This is a genomic window from Faecalibacterium sp. Marseille-P9590, assembly GCF_017377665.1.
Classification (GTDB): domain Bacteria; phylum Bacillota; class Clostridia; order Oscillospirales; family Ruminococcaceae; genus Faecalibacterium.
This window is the reverse complement of sequence record NZ_JAFREF010000002.1, coordinates 224767-238518: the sequence shown is the minus strand read 5'-3', so window position 1 is coordinate 238518 and position 13752 is coordinate 224767. Positions and strand designations below refer to the sequence as shown.

Sequence of the window (13752 nt, the reverse complement as noted above, 5' to 3'; positions counted from 1 at the left end):
ATACTTCGCGGGAGAGCCCGCCTCTTTCCGCGTGAAAATCCGCGACCAGCTGAAGTATTTCAATTCAAGTAAGGAGTAGGATTTATGGCAGCAAATGTTATGGAGATCTACGGCAGCAAGGTGTTCAACGAGCACGTCATGAAGGAGCGCCTTCCCAGCGCTACCTACAAGAGCCTCGAGAAGACCCTGCACAAGGGCGCACCTCTGGATATCGAGGTGGCAAACGTCGTGGCCAGCGTCATGAAGCGCTGGGCTATGGAGCTGGGTGCCACCCACTACACCCACTGGTTCCAGCCGCTGACCGGCATTACCAGCGAGAAGCATGATGGCTTCGTCTCCCCCGTGGGCGACGGCACCGCCATCATGGAGTTCAACGGCAAGGAGCTGGTGCGCGGCGAGCCCGACGCCTCTTCCTTCCCCTCCGGCGGCCTGCGCGCCACCTGTGAGGCCCGCGGCTACACCGCATGGGACCCCACCAGCTTCGCTTTTGTGAAGGACGACGTTCTCTGCATCCCCACTGCATTCGTCAGCTACACCGGCGAGGCGCTGGACAAGAAGACTCCCCTGCTGCGCTCCATGAACGCGCTGTCCAATCAGGCCATCCGCGTCCTGAAGCTCTTCGGCAAGGACGTGGATTACGTCTCCACCACCGTCGGCCCTGAGCAGGAATACTTCCTTATTAAAAAGGAAGACTACGAGGCCCGTCAGGACCTCATCCTCACCGGCCGCACCCTCTTCGGCGCACCGTCCGCCAAGGGTCAGGAGCTGGAAGAGCACTACTTCGGCGTCATCCGCCCCGAGGTCTCCGCTTTCATGAAGGAGCTGGACGAAGAGCTGTGGAAGCTGGGCGTCCCCGCCAAGACCAAGCACAACGAAGTAGCTCCCTGCCAGCATGAGCTGGCCCCCATCTTTGACACCACCAACGTCGCCATCGACCACAACCTGCTGACGATGGAGATGATGAAGAAGCTGGCCCCCAAGTACGGTCTGGTCTGCCTGCAGCACGAGAAGCCTTTCGAGGGCGTCAACGGCAGCGGCAAGCACAACAACTGGTCCATGTCCACCACCCACGAGAACCTGCTGGACCCGGGCGACACCCCCATGGAGAACCTGCAGTTCCTGGTCTTCCTGGCCGCCGTCATCAAGGCTGTCGATGAGTACGCCGACCTGCTCCGTACCTCCGTCGCCACCCCCGGCAACGACCACCGTCTGGGCGCTAACGAGGCACCTCCGGCCATCATCTCCATCTTCGTGGGCGAAGAGCTGGAAGCCGTCATCGACGCCATCGCTTCCGATTCTCCCTACGCCGGCCCCGTCAAGATGAAGATGGACCTCGGCGTCGATGTCCTGCCCAAGTTCAGCAAGGACACCACCGACCGCAACCGTACTTCTCCCTTTGCCTTCACCGGCAACAAGTTTGAGTTCCGTATGCCCGGCTCCGCCGAGAACCTGAGCGACTGCAACACCATCCTGAACACCGCCGTCGCCAAGGAGCTGAAGGGCTACGCTGACGAGCTGGAGAAGGCCGACGACTTCACCAGCGCCGCCATCGCCCTCGTCAAGCGCACCATCCGCGACCATCGCCGCGTCATCTTCAACGGCAACGGCTACACTGCCGAGTGGGAAGAGGAAGCAGCAAAGCGCGGTCTGCCCAACAAGAAGAACACACCCGCCGCTCTGCCCGCCCTCATCGAGCCGAAGAACATCGCCCTGATGGAGGACTTCGGTGTCCTGACCAAGGTCGAGATGGAGAGCCGCTACGAAGTTGAGATGGAGCACTACTCCAAGATCATCAACATCGAGGCCCTGACCATGCTGGAGATGGCCCGCAAGCAGCTGCTGCCCGCCGTCAACGCCTACATGAGTGAGGTCGCCAACACCGCCGCCTCCAAGCTGGCCGTCAGCGAGAGCCTGAGCGTCCGCAGCGAGACGAAGGCACTGACCCGCCTGTCCGCCGACGCCGACGCCATGAGCGACGCTGTGGACGAGCTGCAGGCCGCCGTCGATGCCGCAAAGGCCCTCTCCGACGAGAGCGCAAAGGCCGTCGCCTTCCACGACGACGTTCTGCCCAAGATGGACGCCCTCCGCGCCGCCGCCGACGACGCCGAGACCATCTGCGGCGAGGACTACTGGCCTCTGCCCAGCTACAGCAAGATGCTCTACTACGTCTGATCTTCACATACCAGCGTAGAATAAAGCACCACAGGCTGAGGCGCTTATCTGAGCCATTCTCCTTTTCCTATTTCTTACACCAGCCTGAAGACCTGCCTCTGTACAGAGGCAGGCCTTTGGGCGTTTTTTAAGAAGACATACTTTTCAGAGGACACACACCTATGAGTTATACGACACAGCAGGACATCCTCGATTTCGTCGAGGACAACAACGTAAAATTTGTCCGCTTCGCGTTCTGTGACATCTTCGGCTTCCAGAAGAACATCGCCGTGCTGGCAAGCGACCTTCCCAAGGCGCTGGAAGATGGCGTCTGCTTCGACGGCAGCGCCATCGCAGGCTTCATGCACGTGGAGGAGAGCGACCTGCTCCTCCGGCCCGACCTGTCCACCATGACCATCCTGCCCTGGCGCACGGCTGAGGGCCGGGTGATGCAGTTCTTCTGCGACGTGGAAAAGCCGGACAACACCCCCTTCGGCGGCAACTGCCGCGGCTTCCTGCGGGACATCAACCGCCGGTTCAAGCAGCTGGGCCTGCGCTGCAACGTCGGCACCGAGTGTGAGTTTTATCTCTTCGAGAACGACGACCGGGGCCGTCCCACCCGCATCCCCATCGACGCAGGCGGCTATTTCGACGTAGCGCCGTTGGACGCCGGCGAGAACATCCGCCGGGACATCTGCCTGACCATGGAGCAGATGGGCCTCGCCCCCCAGCACAGCCACCACGAGAACGGCCACGGCCAGAATGAAATTGACTTCCACTACGCCGGCCCCCTCAAGACCGCCGACAACATCTTCCTGTTCAAGCAGATCGTCCGGGCCGTGGCGGCCAGCAACGGCTTCCACTCCAGCTTCCTGCCGAAGCCGCTGCCCGACCAGGCCGGCAGCGGCCTCCACATCAACCTCTCGCTGACCATGGACGGCAAGAACCTCTTTGAGGGCGACATCGCCCCCGACAGCATCCCCGGCAGCTTCATGGCGGGCATCCTCCGCCACAGCCGGGAGCTGACGGCCTTCACGAATCCCCTGCCCAACAGCTACCTCCGCTTCGGCTGCGACGAGGCTCCCCGCTACGTGAGCTGGAGCCGCCAGAACCGCAGCCAGCTGGTCCGCATCCCGCAGGTGAAGGGCGACAACTGCCGCATGGAGCTGCGCAGCCCCGACCCCGCCTGCAACCCCTACCTCGCCATCGGCCTCGTGCTGGCAGCAGGCCTCGACGGCATCGAGAACCGGATGGAGCTGTCTGCCCCTGTTAACCGCAACCTCTTCATCCCGGGCGAAGCCGCCGGTCTCGGCCTCGAGACCCTGCCCGCCTCGCTGGAAGAGGCCGTCGAGGTGGCCCAGAACAGCGAGTTCCTTCACAAATTCCTGCCCGACGAGCTGAGCCGCCGCTACTATGCCGAGGCTCTGCGCCGCTGCGAGGCGCTCAAGAACGCCTCCGACCCCGCCGAATATGAGCGCGTCCACTACTTCAATGCCATCTGATGCAGAATGACATAGGAAAGGAGTGAGCCGAATGGGACGTGCCCTGATCGTAAGCGCGGGCGCAAGCTCCAACGAATATATCTCCGCACGCCTGACGGAGCTGGGCTATGCGCGGCCTATCATCGTACCAAGTGCGGCGGAGGCGCGGCGGAGGATGCTGGAATCCGGCTTTGAGCTCATCGTGGTCAACTCGCCGCTGCCGGATGAGTTCGGCCACGAGCTGTGCGCCGACGCCGTGGAGAAAACGGATGCCGGTGTGATATTTCTGGCCAAGGCCGCAGCCGCCGAGCAGCTTCTGACCCCGCTGAGCGAAGAAGGTGTTCTGCTGGTCACAAAGCCCTTCTCCAACACCTTCTTTTTGCAGGCCATCCACATGGCCGCCGCCAGCAACCACCGCCTCCTGCTTTTGCGGCAGGAGAATCAGCGGATGCAGGAAAAGCTGGCGCAGGTGCGGCTGGTGAGCCGCGCCAAGTGCTGCCTCATCGAGCTGGGCCATATGACCGAGGCCGAGGCGCACCGCTACATCGAGAAAAAAGCGATGGACACCCGGCGCGACCGCGCCGAGGTCGCGCAGGAGATACTGGACTCCTACGACCCCGCGCAATAATTCGTATTGCGCCCCCACTGAGGGAAAATATTTGCTTATCGTGATATTCACGGAAAAGAATATCTGTAAATTAGAGGAGAACCATTATGGCAAAGTTTATTTTCGTGACCGGCGGCGTCGTCTCCGGTCTGGGCAAAGGCATCACCGCCGCCTCTCTGGGCCGACTGCTGAAGTGCCGCGGCCTCAAGGTGGCCAGCCAGAAGCTGGACCCCTACGTGAACGTGGACCCGGGTACCATGAGCCCCCTGCAGCACGGCGAGGTCTTCGTCACCGACGACGGTACCGAGACCGACCTGGACCTGGGCCATTACGAGCGCTTTATCGACGAGAATCTGAATAAGTATTCGAACCTCACCACCGGCAAGGTCTACTGGAACGTGCTGAACAAGGAGCGTCAGGGCGCTTACCTCGGCCAGACCGTTCAGATCATCCCCCACATCACCAACGAGATCAAGAGCTATATCTACAATCTGGCCTCTTCCACCGAGGCCGATGTGGTCATTACCGAGATCGGCGGCACCACCGGCGACATCGAGAGCCAGCCCTTCCTCGAGGCCATCCGTCAGGTGGGTCTCGAGCAGGGCAAGGAGAACTGCTGCTTCATCCATGTGGTGCTGGTGCCTTACATCTCCGGCTCCGATGAGTACAAGTCCAAACCCGCACAGCACTCCGTCAAGGAGCTGCAGGGCATGGGCGTCAGCCCCGACATCATCATCCTGCGCGCCGACGGCAGCGTGGGCAGCGACATCCGCCGGAAGATCAGCACCTTCTGCAACGTCAAGCCGGAGTGCGTCATCGAGAACCTGACCATGCCCAGCCTCTACCAGTGTCCGCTGATGCTCCACACCGGCGGCCTCGACGACGTGGTGGTCAAGCAGCTGCATCTGGATGTTCCCCCCGCCGACCTCACCGAGTGGAAAGAGATGCTGGCCCGGATCGCCACCCGCAGCAAGACCTGCACCATCGCCCTCGTGGGCAAGTACGTCAAGCTGCATGACGCCTATCTGTCCGTCATGGAAAGCCTCTACCACGCCGGCTTCGAGAACGACAGTCAGGTGGAGATCAAGTGGGTCGAGAGCGAGGACCTGCCCGACCAGGCAGCCTGCAAGGAAGCCTTTGCGGACGTGGACGGCATCATCGTCCCCGGCGGCTTCGGCGACCGCGGCATCGAAGGCATGATACAGGCTGCACAGTACGCCCGCGAGAATAATGTTCCCTACTTCGGCATCTGCCTCGGTATGCAGATCATGGTCATGGAGTTCGCCCGCCATGTTCTTGGCTACGCTGACGCCAACTCCAGCGAGTTCACCCCCGAGGGTCATCACAACGTCATCGACCTGATGGCCGACCAGCAGGGCAACATCCCCAAGGGCGGCACCATGCGTCTGGGCAAGTATCCCTGCACCGTCCTGCCCGGCACCAAGATGGCCGAGTGCTACGGCCAGAGCGAGATCTGGGAGCGCCACCGCCACCGCTACGAGTTCAACAACGACTACCGTCAGGAGATGCAGGACGCCGGTCTGGTCATCTCCGGCACCAGCCCCGATGGCCGCCTCGTGGAGACCGTGGAGCTGCCGGGCCGTGACTTCCACCTCGGCGCACAGTTCCACCCCGAGTTCAAGAGCCGCCCCAACCGCGCACATCCCCTGTTCAAGGGCTTTATCGCAGCGGCGCTGAAGTTCAAGAAGGGCAAGATGGGGCACTGAGAGGTTGTACGAAGGCAAACCTGACCCTAAACCCAAGAGCACCCGCTTTCCACATCACTGTGGAGAGCGGGTGCTCTTTTTGCTATGATGCTATGTAGCCGTGCTTACTTGCTGGCCTTCGTGGTCTTCTTACGAGTGGCGGTCTTACGGGCAGGCTTTGCAGCAGGAGCGGCCTCGGCGGGCTTTTCCTCGGCCTTGGCGGGTGCGGCTTCAGCCTTTGCCGCAGCGGACTTCGCAGCAGTCTTGGCGGCGGTCTTCTTTGCCGCAGGCTTTCTGGTGGTCTTCTTCACAGCAGGTGCAGCCTTTTCCTCAACTGGCTTTTCCTCGGCGGGAGCAGCGGCCTCAGCCTTGACCTCAGCGGGCTTTTCCTCCGCCTTGGGGGCGTGCTTTGCGCGGTCCTTCACCTCGGAGATGGTCCACAGCTGGTCCTCGCCGGCAGTCTCCTGCCAGATCTGGAGCACAGCGCCGTCTGCAGTACCCATGCCCACAGTGTCGATGCACTTGCCGGCAGCCCACATGGAGCGCAGGCGGACGGTGCCGGCCGGGGTGGGCTCCATCTTCCACATCTGGGAAGTGCCGCCCACGTCCTCCCACAGGTGGAGCCAGGTGCCGTTTGCGGTGCCGGTCATCATCAGGTCGATGAGCTTGCCGGAAGCGCGGTTGCGGATACGGTAAACGCCGTCGCCCTCGCGGACGAAAGCCCACTCCTGCTCGGGCTTGCGCTCGTACTTGCCCAGACGGATGTTGCCGCCGTCCTTGACGCTCTCCACAGCCTGAATGACGCTGCCGGTCTTGGCGGCGATGGTGTAGAAGCGGTCTGCTTCAATGATAGTCTGTGCCACAGATTTCATAAGATTTCCCTCCGTATCCCGGGGCAGGATCTCCCCGGAACTCTTCTCTGCGCTGTTTTTTGTCTTCGCGCTTTTGTTTCTTTCCGTAAATTATACCACTTGACGTGATTTTCTACAAGCAATTCGACCTTTCTTTGGCAAATTTGCCAAAAGGCATTCCATTTTCTCCAGCTTTTGCACTCAATACCCTAACTTTTTGAGGCAACGGCGACGACCGCCGCCAGCGGCGGAAACAGGGAGGAGCTGTTGGGGCCGCGGCCAGCAGGATGCAAGCGACAGCGCGGCAGACGCTGGGAGCCGCAACCCGGTCACCGTATCTGAGGAGAAAGCTTCCACCGTGCCTGCCCGCACTGCTGTCTCGACATTTCCCCCGATCTGCGCTATACTTATTATATATCTGCATTTTACCCGTTCTTTGCACAAAGAGCGGTATTTTCTTTGATTTCCGAAAGTGAGGTATCACTTCATGCCGTCTTCCCCCCGCACCGCATCCGACGCCGCCGAGCTGGAGCGCAGCAGGCTCCAGTTCGAGAAAATGACCCAGACCCCCGTGCCGAAGCTCATTCTCGGCCTCGCGGCCCCCACCATCCTGAGTATGCTCATCACCAGCATCTACAATCTGGCCGACACCTTCTTTGTGGGCCAGCTGTCCACCAGCGCATCAGGCGCGGTGGGCGTCGTGTCGAGCCTGATGGCCATCATTCAGGCCCTCGGCTTCATGCTGGGCCACGGCGCGGGCGGCATCATCAGCCGCAGCCTCGGCAGTCAGGACACCCATGCGGCCACAAAGTTCGCCTCCACCAGCTTCTTCACGGCGCTGACCTTCGGCGCAGTGCTGGCCGTTCTCGGTCTCGCTGCCCTGCCCGACTTCATGATGCTGCTGGGCAGCACCGACACCATCCTGCCCCACGCCTGCGCCTACGCGCGGCCCATCCTCATCGCGGCCCCGCTCATGATGTCGAGCCTCGTGATGAACAACATCCTCCGCTACGAGGGCAAGGCCAGCTTCGCCATGATCGGCCTCGTCACCGGCGGTGTGCTCAACATCGTGCTGGACCCCGTCTTCATCTTCGGCCTCGGCATGGGGACCGGCGGCGCAGGCACGGCCACCGCCCTGAGCCAGAGCATCAGCTTCTGCATCCTGCTTTCCATGTTCCTGCGCGGCAAGACCGTCAGCCGATTCCGCATCACCCAGGTCACCCGCAGCGCCCGGGACTTCGGGCAGATCTTCTTCAACGGTGCGCCCAGCTTCGGCCGTCAGGGCCTGAACAGCATCGGCAGCATGCTGCTGAACGTCGCCGCCCGCAACTACGGCGACGCTGCCGTGGCCGGCATGAGCATCGTGTCCCGCATCTTCCAGTTCGTGCTGTCGGTGGCTATCGGCGTCGGACAGGGCCTGCAGCCTGTAGCGGCCTTCAACTACGGCGCCCGCCGCTTTGCCCGGGTGCGGAAAGCGGCCATCTTCACCATCTCGACGGCTTTCGTCTTTATGGCGGTGCTCAACTCCCTCTGCTGGTTCAACGCCGAGCCCCTCATCCGCCTCTTCCGCGATGACCCCGAGGTCACCGCCGTGGCTCTGCCCGCCCTGCGGTATCAGTGCGTCGCCATGTTCTTACAGCCCGTCATCATCGTGACGAATATGATGTTCCAGTCCATCGGCAAGTCGGGCCGGGCCACCTTCCTCGCCTGCTGCCGTCAGGGCGTCTGCTTCATCCCGCTCATCCTCACCCTGCCCCGCATCTGGGGCCTGAGCGGCATCGAGCTGTGTCAGCCCATCGCTGATGGCCTCACCTTCTGCATCTCGGTGCCTTTCCTGCTGCCCTTCCTGAAGGAATTGAAGGAACAGGGAGACGAAGAATAAGCTTGTCATAAAACTGTAACCAGGCCCGGTCACATTTCTGCAATGAAATGTCCGGGTCTTTCGTATATACTATAGATGGGAAAGTCAAATTCTGGGAGACTGTGAGGTGTTTCTATGAAGACCACTCTGCTTCGACTCAGCCGCCGCGCCGCCTGCCTCGTGCTGGCGGGCGGGCTGCTGACGAGCTGTTCGCTGCTGCCTGCGGCGTCGCCCCGGCACGAGGGGACGGCGTCCTCGCAGGCTCCGCAGTATTACAGCGACGCATGGCTCAGCGATGACTCGCTCCACTACCTCTATTCTTACGCCGGGAACGGCGGCGGCACCATCCTCCGGGGCGGCAGGGTGCTCTACAAAGCCAGCAGCTCCGACAGCATCCAGCTGCTGAAGGACACCCTCACCGGCGAGACGGGCCACTACCTCGTGGCCCACTCCACCCCCGGCACGGAGGAGCGCACTTCCACCCTTTACGACGCCGACGGCAATGCCGTCATGAACTTTCCCTACGCCGTGAACGCCACCCTCTCGGGCGGGCTGCTCATCCTGCGGGATGACGCCGACGTCTGGGCTTTCGAGAACGGCACCACCGGCGGCACTCGGGTGTACGACCTCGCCACAGGCGCCCAGCTTCCCGTACCCGAAACAGCGCTCGACTGTCTCGTGGTGGACGAGGGCGGCCAGCGCCTCGTCTTCAACTGCTACGACCTGCCCGAGGGCCTTACTTACGCCTACGACGACCCCGACCAGCCGCTCCACCAATACGTCCTCGTCACCGACCGGGAGGGCAATGTGCTGATGCGGGAGGACGGCTGCACAGCCAGCTCCCTCGCATCGTACTGCGGCGGCTTTGCCGACTGGCTCGATTTGAGCTGGTTCCGCGGCGCAGACTGGGGCATCGCCCGCGAAGCCCTCTACAACGTCACCACCGGCGAACTGCTCACCGGCGAAGACGACAGCGCCGTCTCTGCCTGCGGCGTTGGCGTCGCCTGCCTCCAGAGCCGTCAGGACAGCCGCTCCATCCTCTACGATTTGAACGGTGGCGAGGCCGTGGAGCTGGGCCGCTTCGACCGGGCCGTGAACACTTACACCCCCGGCTGCGTCGTCCTCTCCGGCAGCGATGACCCGGACAGCCCCTACACCCTCATCGATCTCGACAGCGGCGAAAAGACCGCCGTCCAGCGGTACGACACCGACTACCGCTCCGGCAACGTCGCTGTGCTGACGACGGACAACATCCTCAAAGTCTACGACGGCACCACCGGTGCGCTGCTGACCGACGTGGAGGCAGCGCCCGTTGAAGAAGCACAGTACATCAGCGTGACGGCCCTGCCCGACGGCTACGCCCTGCTGCAGTACAACGACGAAAACTACGACATCCTCGCCATCCAGACCTATGGCGGAGAGGGTCTGCTTTGGTCGTCCGCCGGTGAGGCCCAGCAGTACACCTACGCTTCCTACCTCACCAACACCGCCAACGGCCCTCTGCTCACGGCCCACCGGGACAACAGCGACTCGTCGAACCTTTCCGACGTGCTGGACATGGAGGGCAATGTGCTTCTCCGCCGCCTCGGCAGCTGCTACATCCCGGACGACCTGCCCGACGACTGCTTTATCGCGCGGCAGGGCTTCGACTACGGCCTGATGGACTCCACCGGCCAGTGGCTCTACCGCGAAAGCATCTTCTCCTCCCCCAGCGACGACGCTGGCGGGGGCTACCTGTACTGACACGGAGGTTTTTGATATGAAAGAGATGATTTCCCGCCGCAGCTTCCTGCGGGTGATGGGCCTCGGCTTCGGGGCGGCGATGCTCACTGCCTGCAATACCGGCACGGCGGACTCCCCCGCCGACTCTCCGGCGGCGTCTGTCCCCGATGCGGACACGCCCGTCCCCTTCCTGACCGAGGACGAGTTCCCCCGCCTCGACGGCTCCACGGCCTGCATCCCCCTGATGGCCCAGATGAAGGCCGATGTCACCGGCATGGACCTTCTCGAGGCCCAGACCAGCATCACCGTCAGCACCACGGCCTATGCCTGGGAGAACTTCGGCCTCTGGTCCCGCAGCGACAGCGAGGACTACGGCGCACAGCTGCTCATCGTCTACGAGGCCCCCGAGTACGTCAAGGAAGAGCTGGCCGAGGCCGACGCAAAGCTTGAGCAGAAAGCCATCGGCCGGGACGCGCTGGTGTTCATCGTCAACGAAGAGAATCCCGTCCAGAGCCTGACCCAGCAGCAGCTGCGGGATATTTATGCGGGCCGCATCACCAACTGGAAAGACGTGGGCGGCGCGGACTCCCCCATCGTGGCGTTCCAGCGGGGCGTGGACTCAGGCAGTCAGACCCTCTTCAAAAAGCTGCTCATCGACAAGGGCGACGGCCAGCTGATGGCCGCGCCCACCGAGCTTGCCCCCGCCGACATGGGCGGCCTCGTGGACAGCATCGCCGAGTACAACAACTCCGCCAACGCCATTGGCTTTTCGGTCTACTACTACATCGACCAGATGTACTCGAAGCCCGGCCTCCGTCTGCTGGCCGTGGACGGCATGACCCCCGGCAATGACACCATCGCCGATGAGAGCTACCCGCTCTGCAACGAGTTCTACGCAGTCGTCCACGCGGACGCCGCCCCCGACAGCCCCCAGCGGAAGGTCTACGACTGGCTGGATACCGACGAGGGACGCAGGTGCATCGAGAAGGCGGGGTATGTAGCAGTGGATTAAACCTCTCCGTCATCGCTGCGCGATGCCACCTCCCCTACCGAGGGGAGGCCTTGGCATTTCGTGAAGCTTCGCCTCTTCGCCAGAGGCTCCCCTACTAGGGGCAACGGCGACGACCGCCGCCAGCGGCGGAAACAGGGAGTCGCTGTTGGGGCCGCGGCCAGCAGGATGCAAGCGGCAGCGCAGCAGACGCTGGGAGCCGCAACCCGGCCTTGTCTGCGAAGCAGACTGAGAGGTTGTACAAAGGACAGCCTGCCAATTATACAAAAGCGTCCCCGGGATTTTTTCCGAGGACGCTTGCTTTTTATTACACCACCAAACACCACAGCGGCGTCGTGATGAGCGACAGCACCGTGGAGATGGCCGTACACTTGCTGGCGAAGGTGGAGTCTGCGCCGTACTTCTCGGCGAGGATGGTGGTGGTGCCGCCCATCGGCATACCGGCCAGAACGACGGCCACGCCGGTGGCCAGCTGGCCCACATGGGCCGCGCGGCATCCCACCAGCACCACCAGCGGCATCAGGAAGAGCCGGATGATGCAGTAGATGATGGCGTCCTTGTCCAGCAGCGGGTGAAGGTCGCGGCTGCCGATGATGGCCCCGATGAGGAACATCGACATGGTCATGTTGCAGTTGCTGGTACACTGGACGGCCTTGCCGAGGAAGGTGGGCAGCTGCCACTGGGTCAGCATGATGACCATGCCCACGAACACCGACGCGATGCAGGGGTGGGTGATGGTCTTGCGGAGCACTGCGAGGCGGTGCTTTTTCTTTTCCTCGGGCGTAGCGGGGGCGGCATCCTGCATGAAGTAGGACACCCCCACCGACCACATCACGATGCGCTGGGGGATGAGGTAGAACGACGTCAGCAGCAGCCCTACCCCGCCGAAGAGCCCCTCCGCCAGCGGGCTTCCGAGGAAGCCCGCGTTGGAGCAGACCGTGCCGTACTGCATGACGGCCTTCCGCGCGAAGGGGTAGCGGTTGTAGCACACCGCGCAGACGACGCCGTAGAGCACCTGCAATAAAATCGACAGGATGAGGATGTCCCGGGTACTGCGGAAAATTTCCGCGTTGAACTCGATGCGGAACGACTGGATGATGTTTGCAGGCAGGATGATGAAGAGCAGCAGGTCGGTCAGACAGGCGCGGCCCTGGTCGGTGATGAGCTTTTTCTTTGCCAGAAAAACGCCGATGGCCAGCAGAAGCATCATCTGCGCCTGCAGGTCCAGCATGGTGGAAAATTCGGGCATGGTATCCCCTTTCATTTGGACATTCTTTGCTTAGCTGAACCAATTATAATCGCGTGATGAGCCGATTTCAATACCCGCGCCCCGCCGGGCGGCATGATTTTTCTGAATGGCGGCGATGCAGTCGGAGACATAAAAGCAAAAGCCCCACGACACACGCCGCCTTTCAGCGGTATATCGTAGGACTTTTTGGAGCTGGTGACAGGAGTTGAACCTGCAACCCACTGATTACAAATCAGTTGCGCTGCCATTGCGCCACACCAGCGAGTATCGTTTGCACAGGGTACTTTAGTAGAATACCAGAAACCTCCCCGCTTGTCAATATCTTTGTCTGCCCCCCGGCCCCGCTGTCGGCCCATGCAGCGCTGTCGTCAGGGCGTTTCAAGACATCTGCGGGGCGTTTCAAGACATCCGAGGGGCGATTCACGCACAAAAAACGGCGATTCACGCAGATTTGTTCACATTATGGCCGGAATGTGGTAGAATAAATCAGATTCAACATTTATGCTTCTTCCACAAGCTCCTGCCGCTTTGTTGGGAGCTTCTGTGCAAAACTCACACTTTTCAGAGGAGGTTTCTATGATTTCTTATCGCAAGCTTGCAATGCGCGTTCTGGGGCATCCGCTGCGGGTGCCGACCCCCCCCCGACCCGCGTCTCACCGGGTGACGGCGCTGGCGCTGACAGCCGCAATGGTGGCCGGCATGGCCGCACCGGCGTATGCGGATGTCTATTACATAGGCGATGGTAACATCACCATCACCAAAGACGAAAGCGGCACCAAGGTCAAGCAAGGCGACGGCCAAGATGTTTTCGACAACGGCGAGATCGTCATCAAGGGCGGCAAGCGCTCAGAGGATACCCCCGCCCCCGGCGGCGGCTCTTCTGAAGGCACCACCCCCGCAAAATCTCCCGCCAAATCCATGTCGGCCACGCCCCCATCAGAAGACAGCGAAAACAATGACATGGTCTACCTCGGCGACACCAAGGGCGGCGGCGAGGAAAACAAGAACCAGCCCAACAACACCACCGGCAACGAGGAAAACGAGAACCAGACCGGCGACACCACCGGCGGCGAGGAAAACGAGAACCAGACCGGCGGCACCACCGGCGGCGAGGC

10 protein-coding genes and 1 tRNA gene are annotated in these 13752 nt (G+C 61.9%); 8 read left to right on the top strand and 3 right to left on the bottom strand.

What is annotated here, in order from left to right; all coding sequences use genetic code 11:
- Nucleotides 1-84 precede the first annotated feature (84 nt).
- The 4 genes from J3349_RS03760 to J3349_RS03745 all read left to right on the top strand — a co-directional run bounded on the left by J3349_RS03760 (nucleotide 85) and on the right by J3349_RS03745 (nucleotide 5966).
- On the top strand, nucleotides 85-2172 hold the full coding sequence (locus J3349_RS03760; RefSeq protein WP_158398831.1) for a glutamine synthetase III: 2088 nt from the start codon (nucleotides 85-87) through the stop codon (nucleotides 2170-2172).
- 161 nt (nucleotides 2173-2333) lie between these two features.
- On the top strand, nucleotides 2334-3653 hold the full coding sequence (locus J3349_RS03755; protein WP_207676480.1) for a glutamine synthetase family protein: 1320 nt from the start codon (nucleotides 2334-2336) through the stop codon (nucleotides 3651-3653).
- Nucleotides 3654-3684: 31 nt separating this feature from the next.
- Nucleotides 3685-4260 (top strand): ANTAR domain-containing protein, encoded by a 576-nt coding sequence (locus J3349_RS03750; RefSeq protein WP_207676479.1) that lies wholly within the window; start codon nucleotides 3685-3687, stop codon nucleotides 4258-4260.
- 86 nt (nucleotides 4261-4346) lie between these two features.
- Complete coding sequence (locus J3349_RS03745) at nucleotides 4347-5966, top strand: CTP synthase (protein ID WP_207676478.1); 1620 nt, start codon at nucleotides 4347-4349, stop codon at nucleotides 5964-5966.
- Between the two features lie 104 nt (nucleotides 5967-6070).
- Here J3349_RS03745 and J3349_RS03740 read toward each other — a convergent pair whose 3' ends face one another.
- On the bottom strand, nucleotides 6071-6817 hold the full coding sequence (locus J3349_RS03740) for an RICIN domain-containing protein (protein WP_207676477.1): 747 nt from the start codon (nucleotides 6815-6817) through the stop codon (nucleotides 6071-6073).
- Nucleotides 6818-7283: 466 nt separating this feature from the next.
- Between J3349_RS03740 and J3349_RS03735 the strand changes: the two genes are divergently transcribed.
- The 3 genes from J3349_RS03735 (at nucleotide 7284) to J3349_RS03725 (ending at nucleotide 11391) form a co-directional block, all read left to right on the top strand.
- A complete protein-coding gene (locus J3349_RS03735) occupies nucleotides 7284-8678 on the top strand; it encodes an MATE family efflux transporter (RefSeq protein ID WP_207676476.1) in 1395 nt (464 codons plus the stop codon).
- A 114-nt stretch (nucleotides 8679-8792) separates the two neighbouring features.
- A complete protein-coding gene (locus J3349_RS03730; protein ID WP_207676475.1) occupies nucleotides 8793-10400 on the top strand; it encodes a DUF5046 domain-containing protein in 1608 nt (535 codons plus the stop codon).
- A gap of 16 nt (nucleotides 10401-10416) precedes the next feature.
- Complete coding sequence (locus J3349_RS03725; protein WP_207676474.1) at nucleotides 10417-11391, top strand: substrate-binding domain-containing protein; 975 nt, start codon at nucleotides 10417-10419, stop codon at nucleotides 11389-11391.
- Between the two features lie 304 nt (nucleotides 11392-11695).
- Here the strand turns inward: J3349_RS03725 and J3349_RS03720 are convergent, their stop codons facing one another.
- Nucleotides 11696-12652: an AEC family transporter gene (locus J3349_RS03720; protein WP_207676473.1), complete on the bottom strand. Its 957-nt coding sequence runs from the start codon at nucleotides 12650-12652 to the stop codon at nucleotides 11696-11698.
- Nucleotides 12653-12824: 172 nt separating this feature from the next.
- Nucleotides 12825-12899, bottom strand: a tRNA-Thr gene (locus tag J3349_RS03715).
- Nucleotides 12900-13213: 314 nt separating this feature from the next.
- Here J3349_RS03715 and J3349_RS03710 point away from each other — a divergent pair.
- On the top strand, nucleotides 13214-13752 hold a 539-nt coding region (locus J3349_RS03710), incomplete at its 3' end, for a hypothetical protein (RefSeq protein WP_207676472.1).

Excerpts from the sequence above, each read along its gene's own strand:
- J3349_RS03760 (WP_158398831.1), top strand. The coding sequence starts at position 85 with ATGGCAGCAAATGTTATGGAGATCTACGGCAGCAAGGTGTTCAACGAG.
- J3349_RS03755 (WP_207676480.1), top strand. The coding sequence starts at position 2,334 with ATGAGTTATACGACACAGCAGGACATCCTCGATTTCGTCGAGGACAAC.
- J3349_RS03750 (WP_207676479.1), top strand. The coding sequence starts at position 3,685 with ATGGGACGTGCCCTGATCGTAAGCGCGGGCGCAAGCTCCAACGAATAT.
- J3349_RS03745 (WP_207676478.1), top strand. The coding sequence starts at position 4,347 with ATGGCAAAGTTTATTTTCGTGACCGGCGGCGTCGTCTCCGGTCTGGGC.
- J3349_RS03740 (WP_207676477.1), bottom strand. The coding sequence starts at position 6,817 with ATGAAATCTGTGGCACAGACTATCATTGAAGCAGACCGCTTCTACACC.
- J3349_RS03735 (WP_207676476.1), top strand. The coding sequence starts at position 7,284 with ATGCCGTCTTCCCCCCGCACCGCATCCGACGCCGCCGAGCTGGAGCGC.
- J3349_RS03730 (WP_207676475.1), top strand. The coding sequence starts at position 8,793 with ATGAAGACCACTCTGCTTCGACTCAGCCGCCGCGCCGCCTGCCTCGTG.
- J3349_RS03725 (WP_207676474.1), top strand. The coding sequence starts at position 10,417 with ATGAAAGAGATGATTTCCCGCCGCAGCTTCCTGCGGGTGATGGGCCTC.
- J3349_RS03720 (WP_207676473.1), bottom strand. The coding sequence starts at position 12,652 with ATGAAAGGGGATACCATGCCCGAATTTTCCACCATGCTGGACCTGCAG.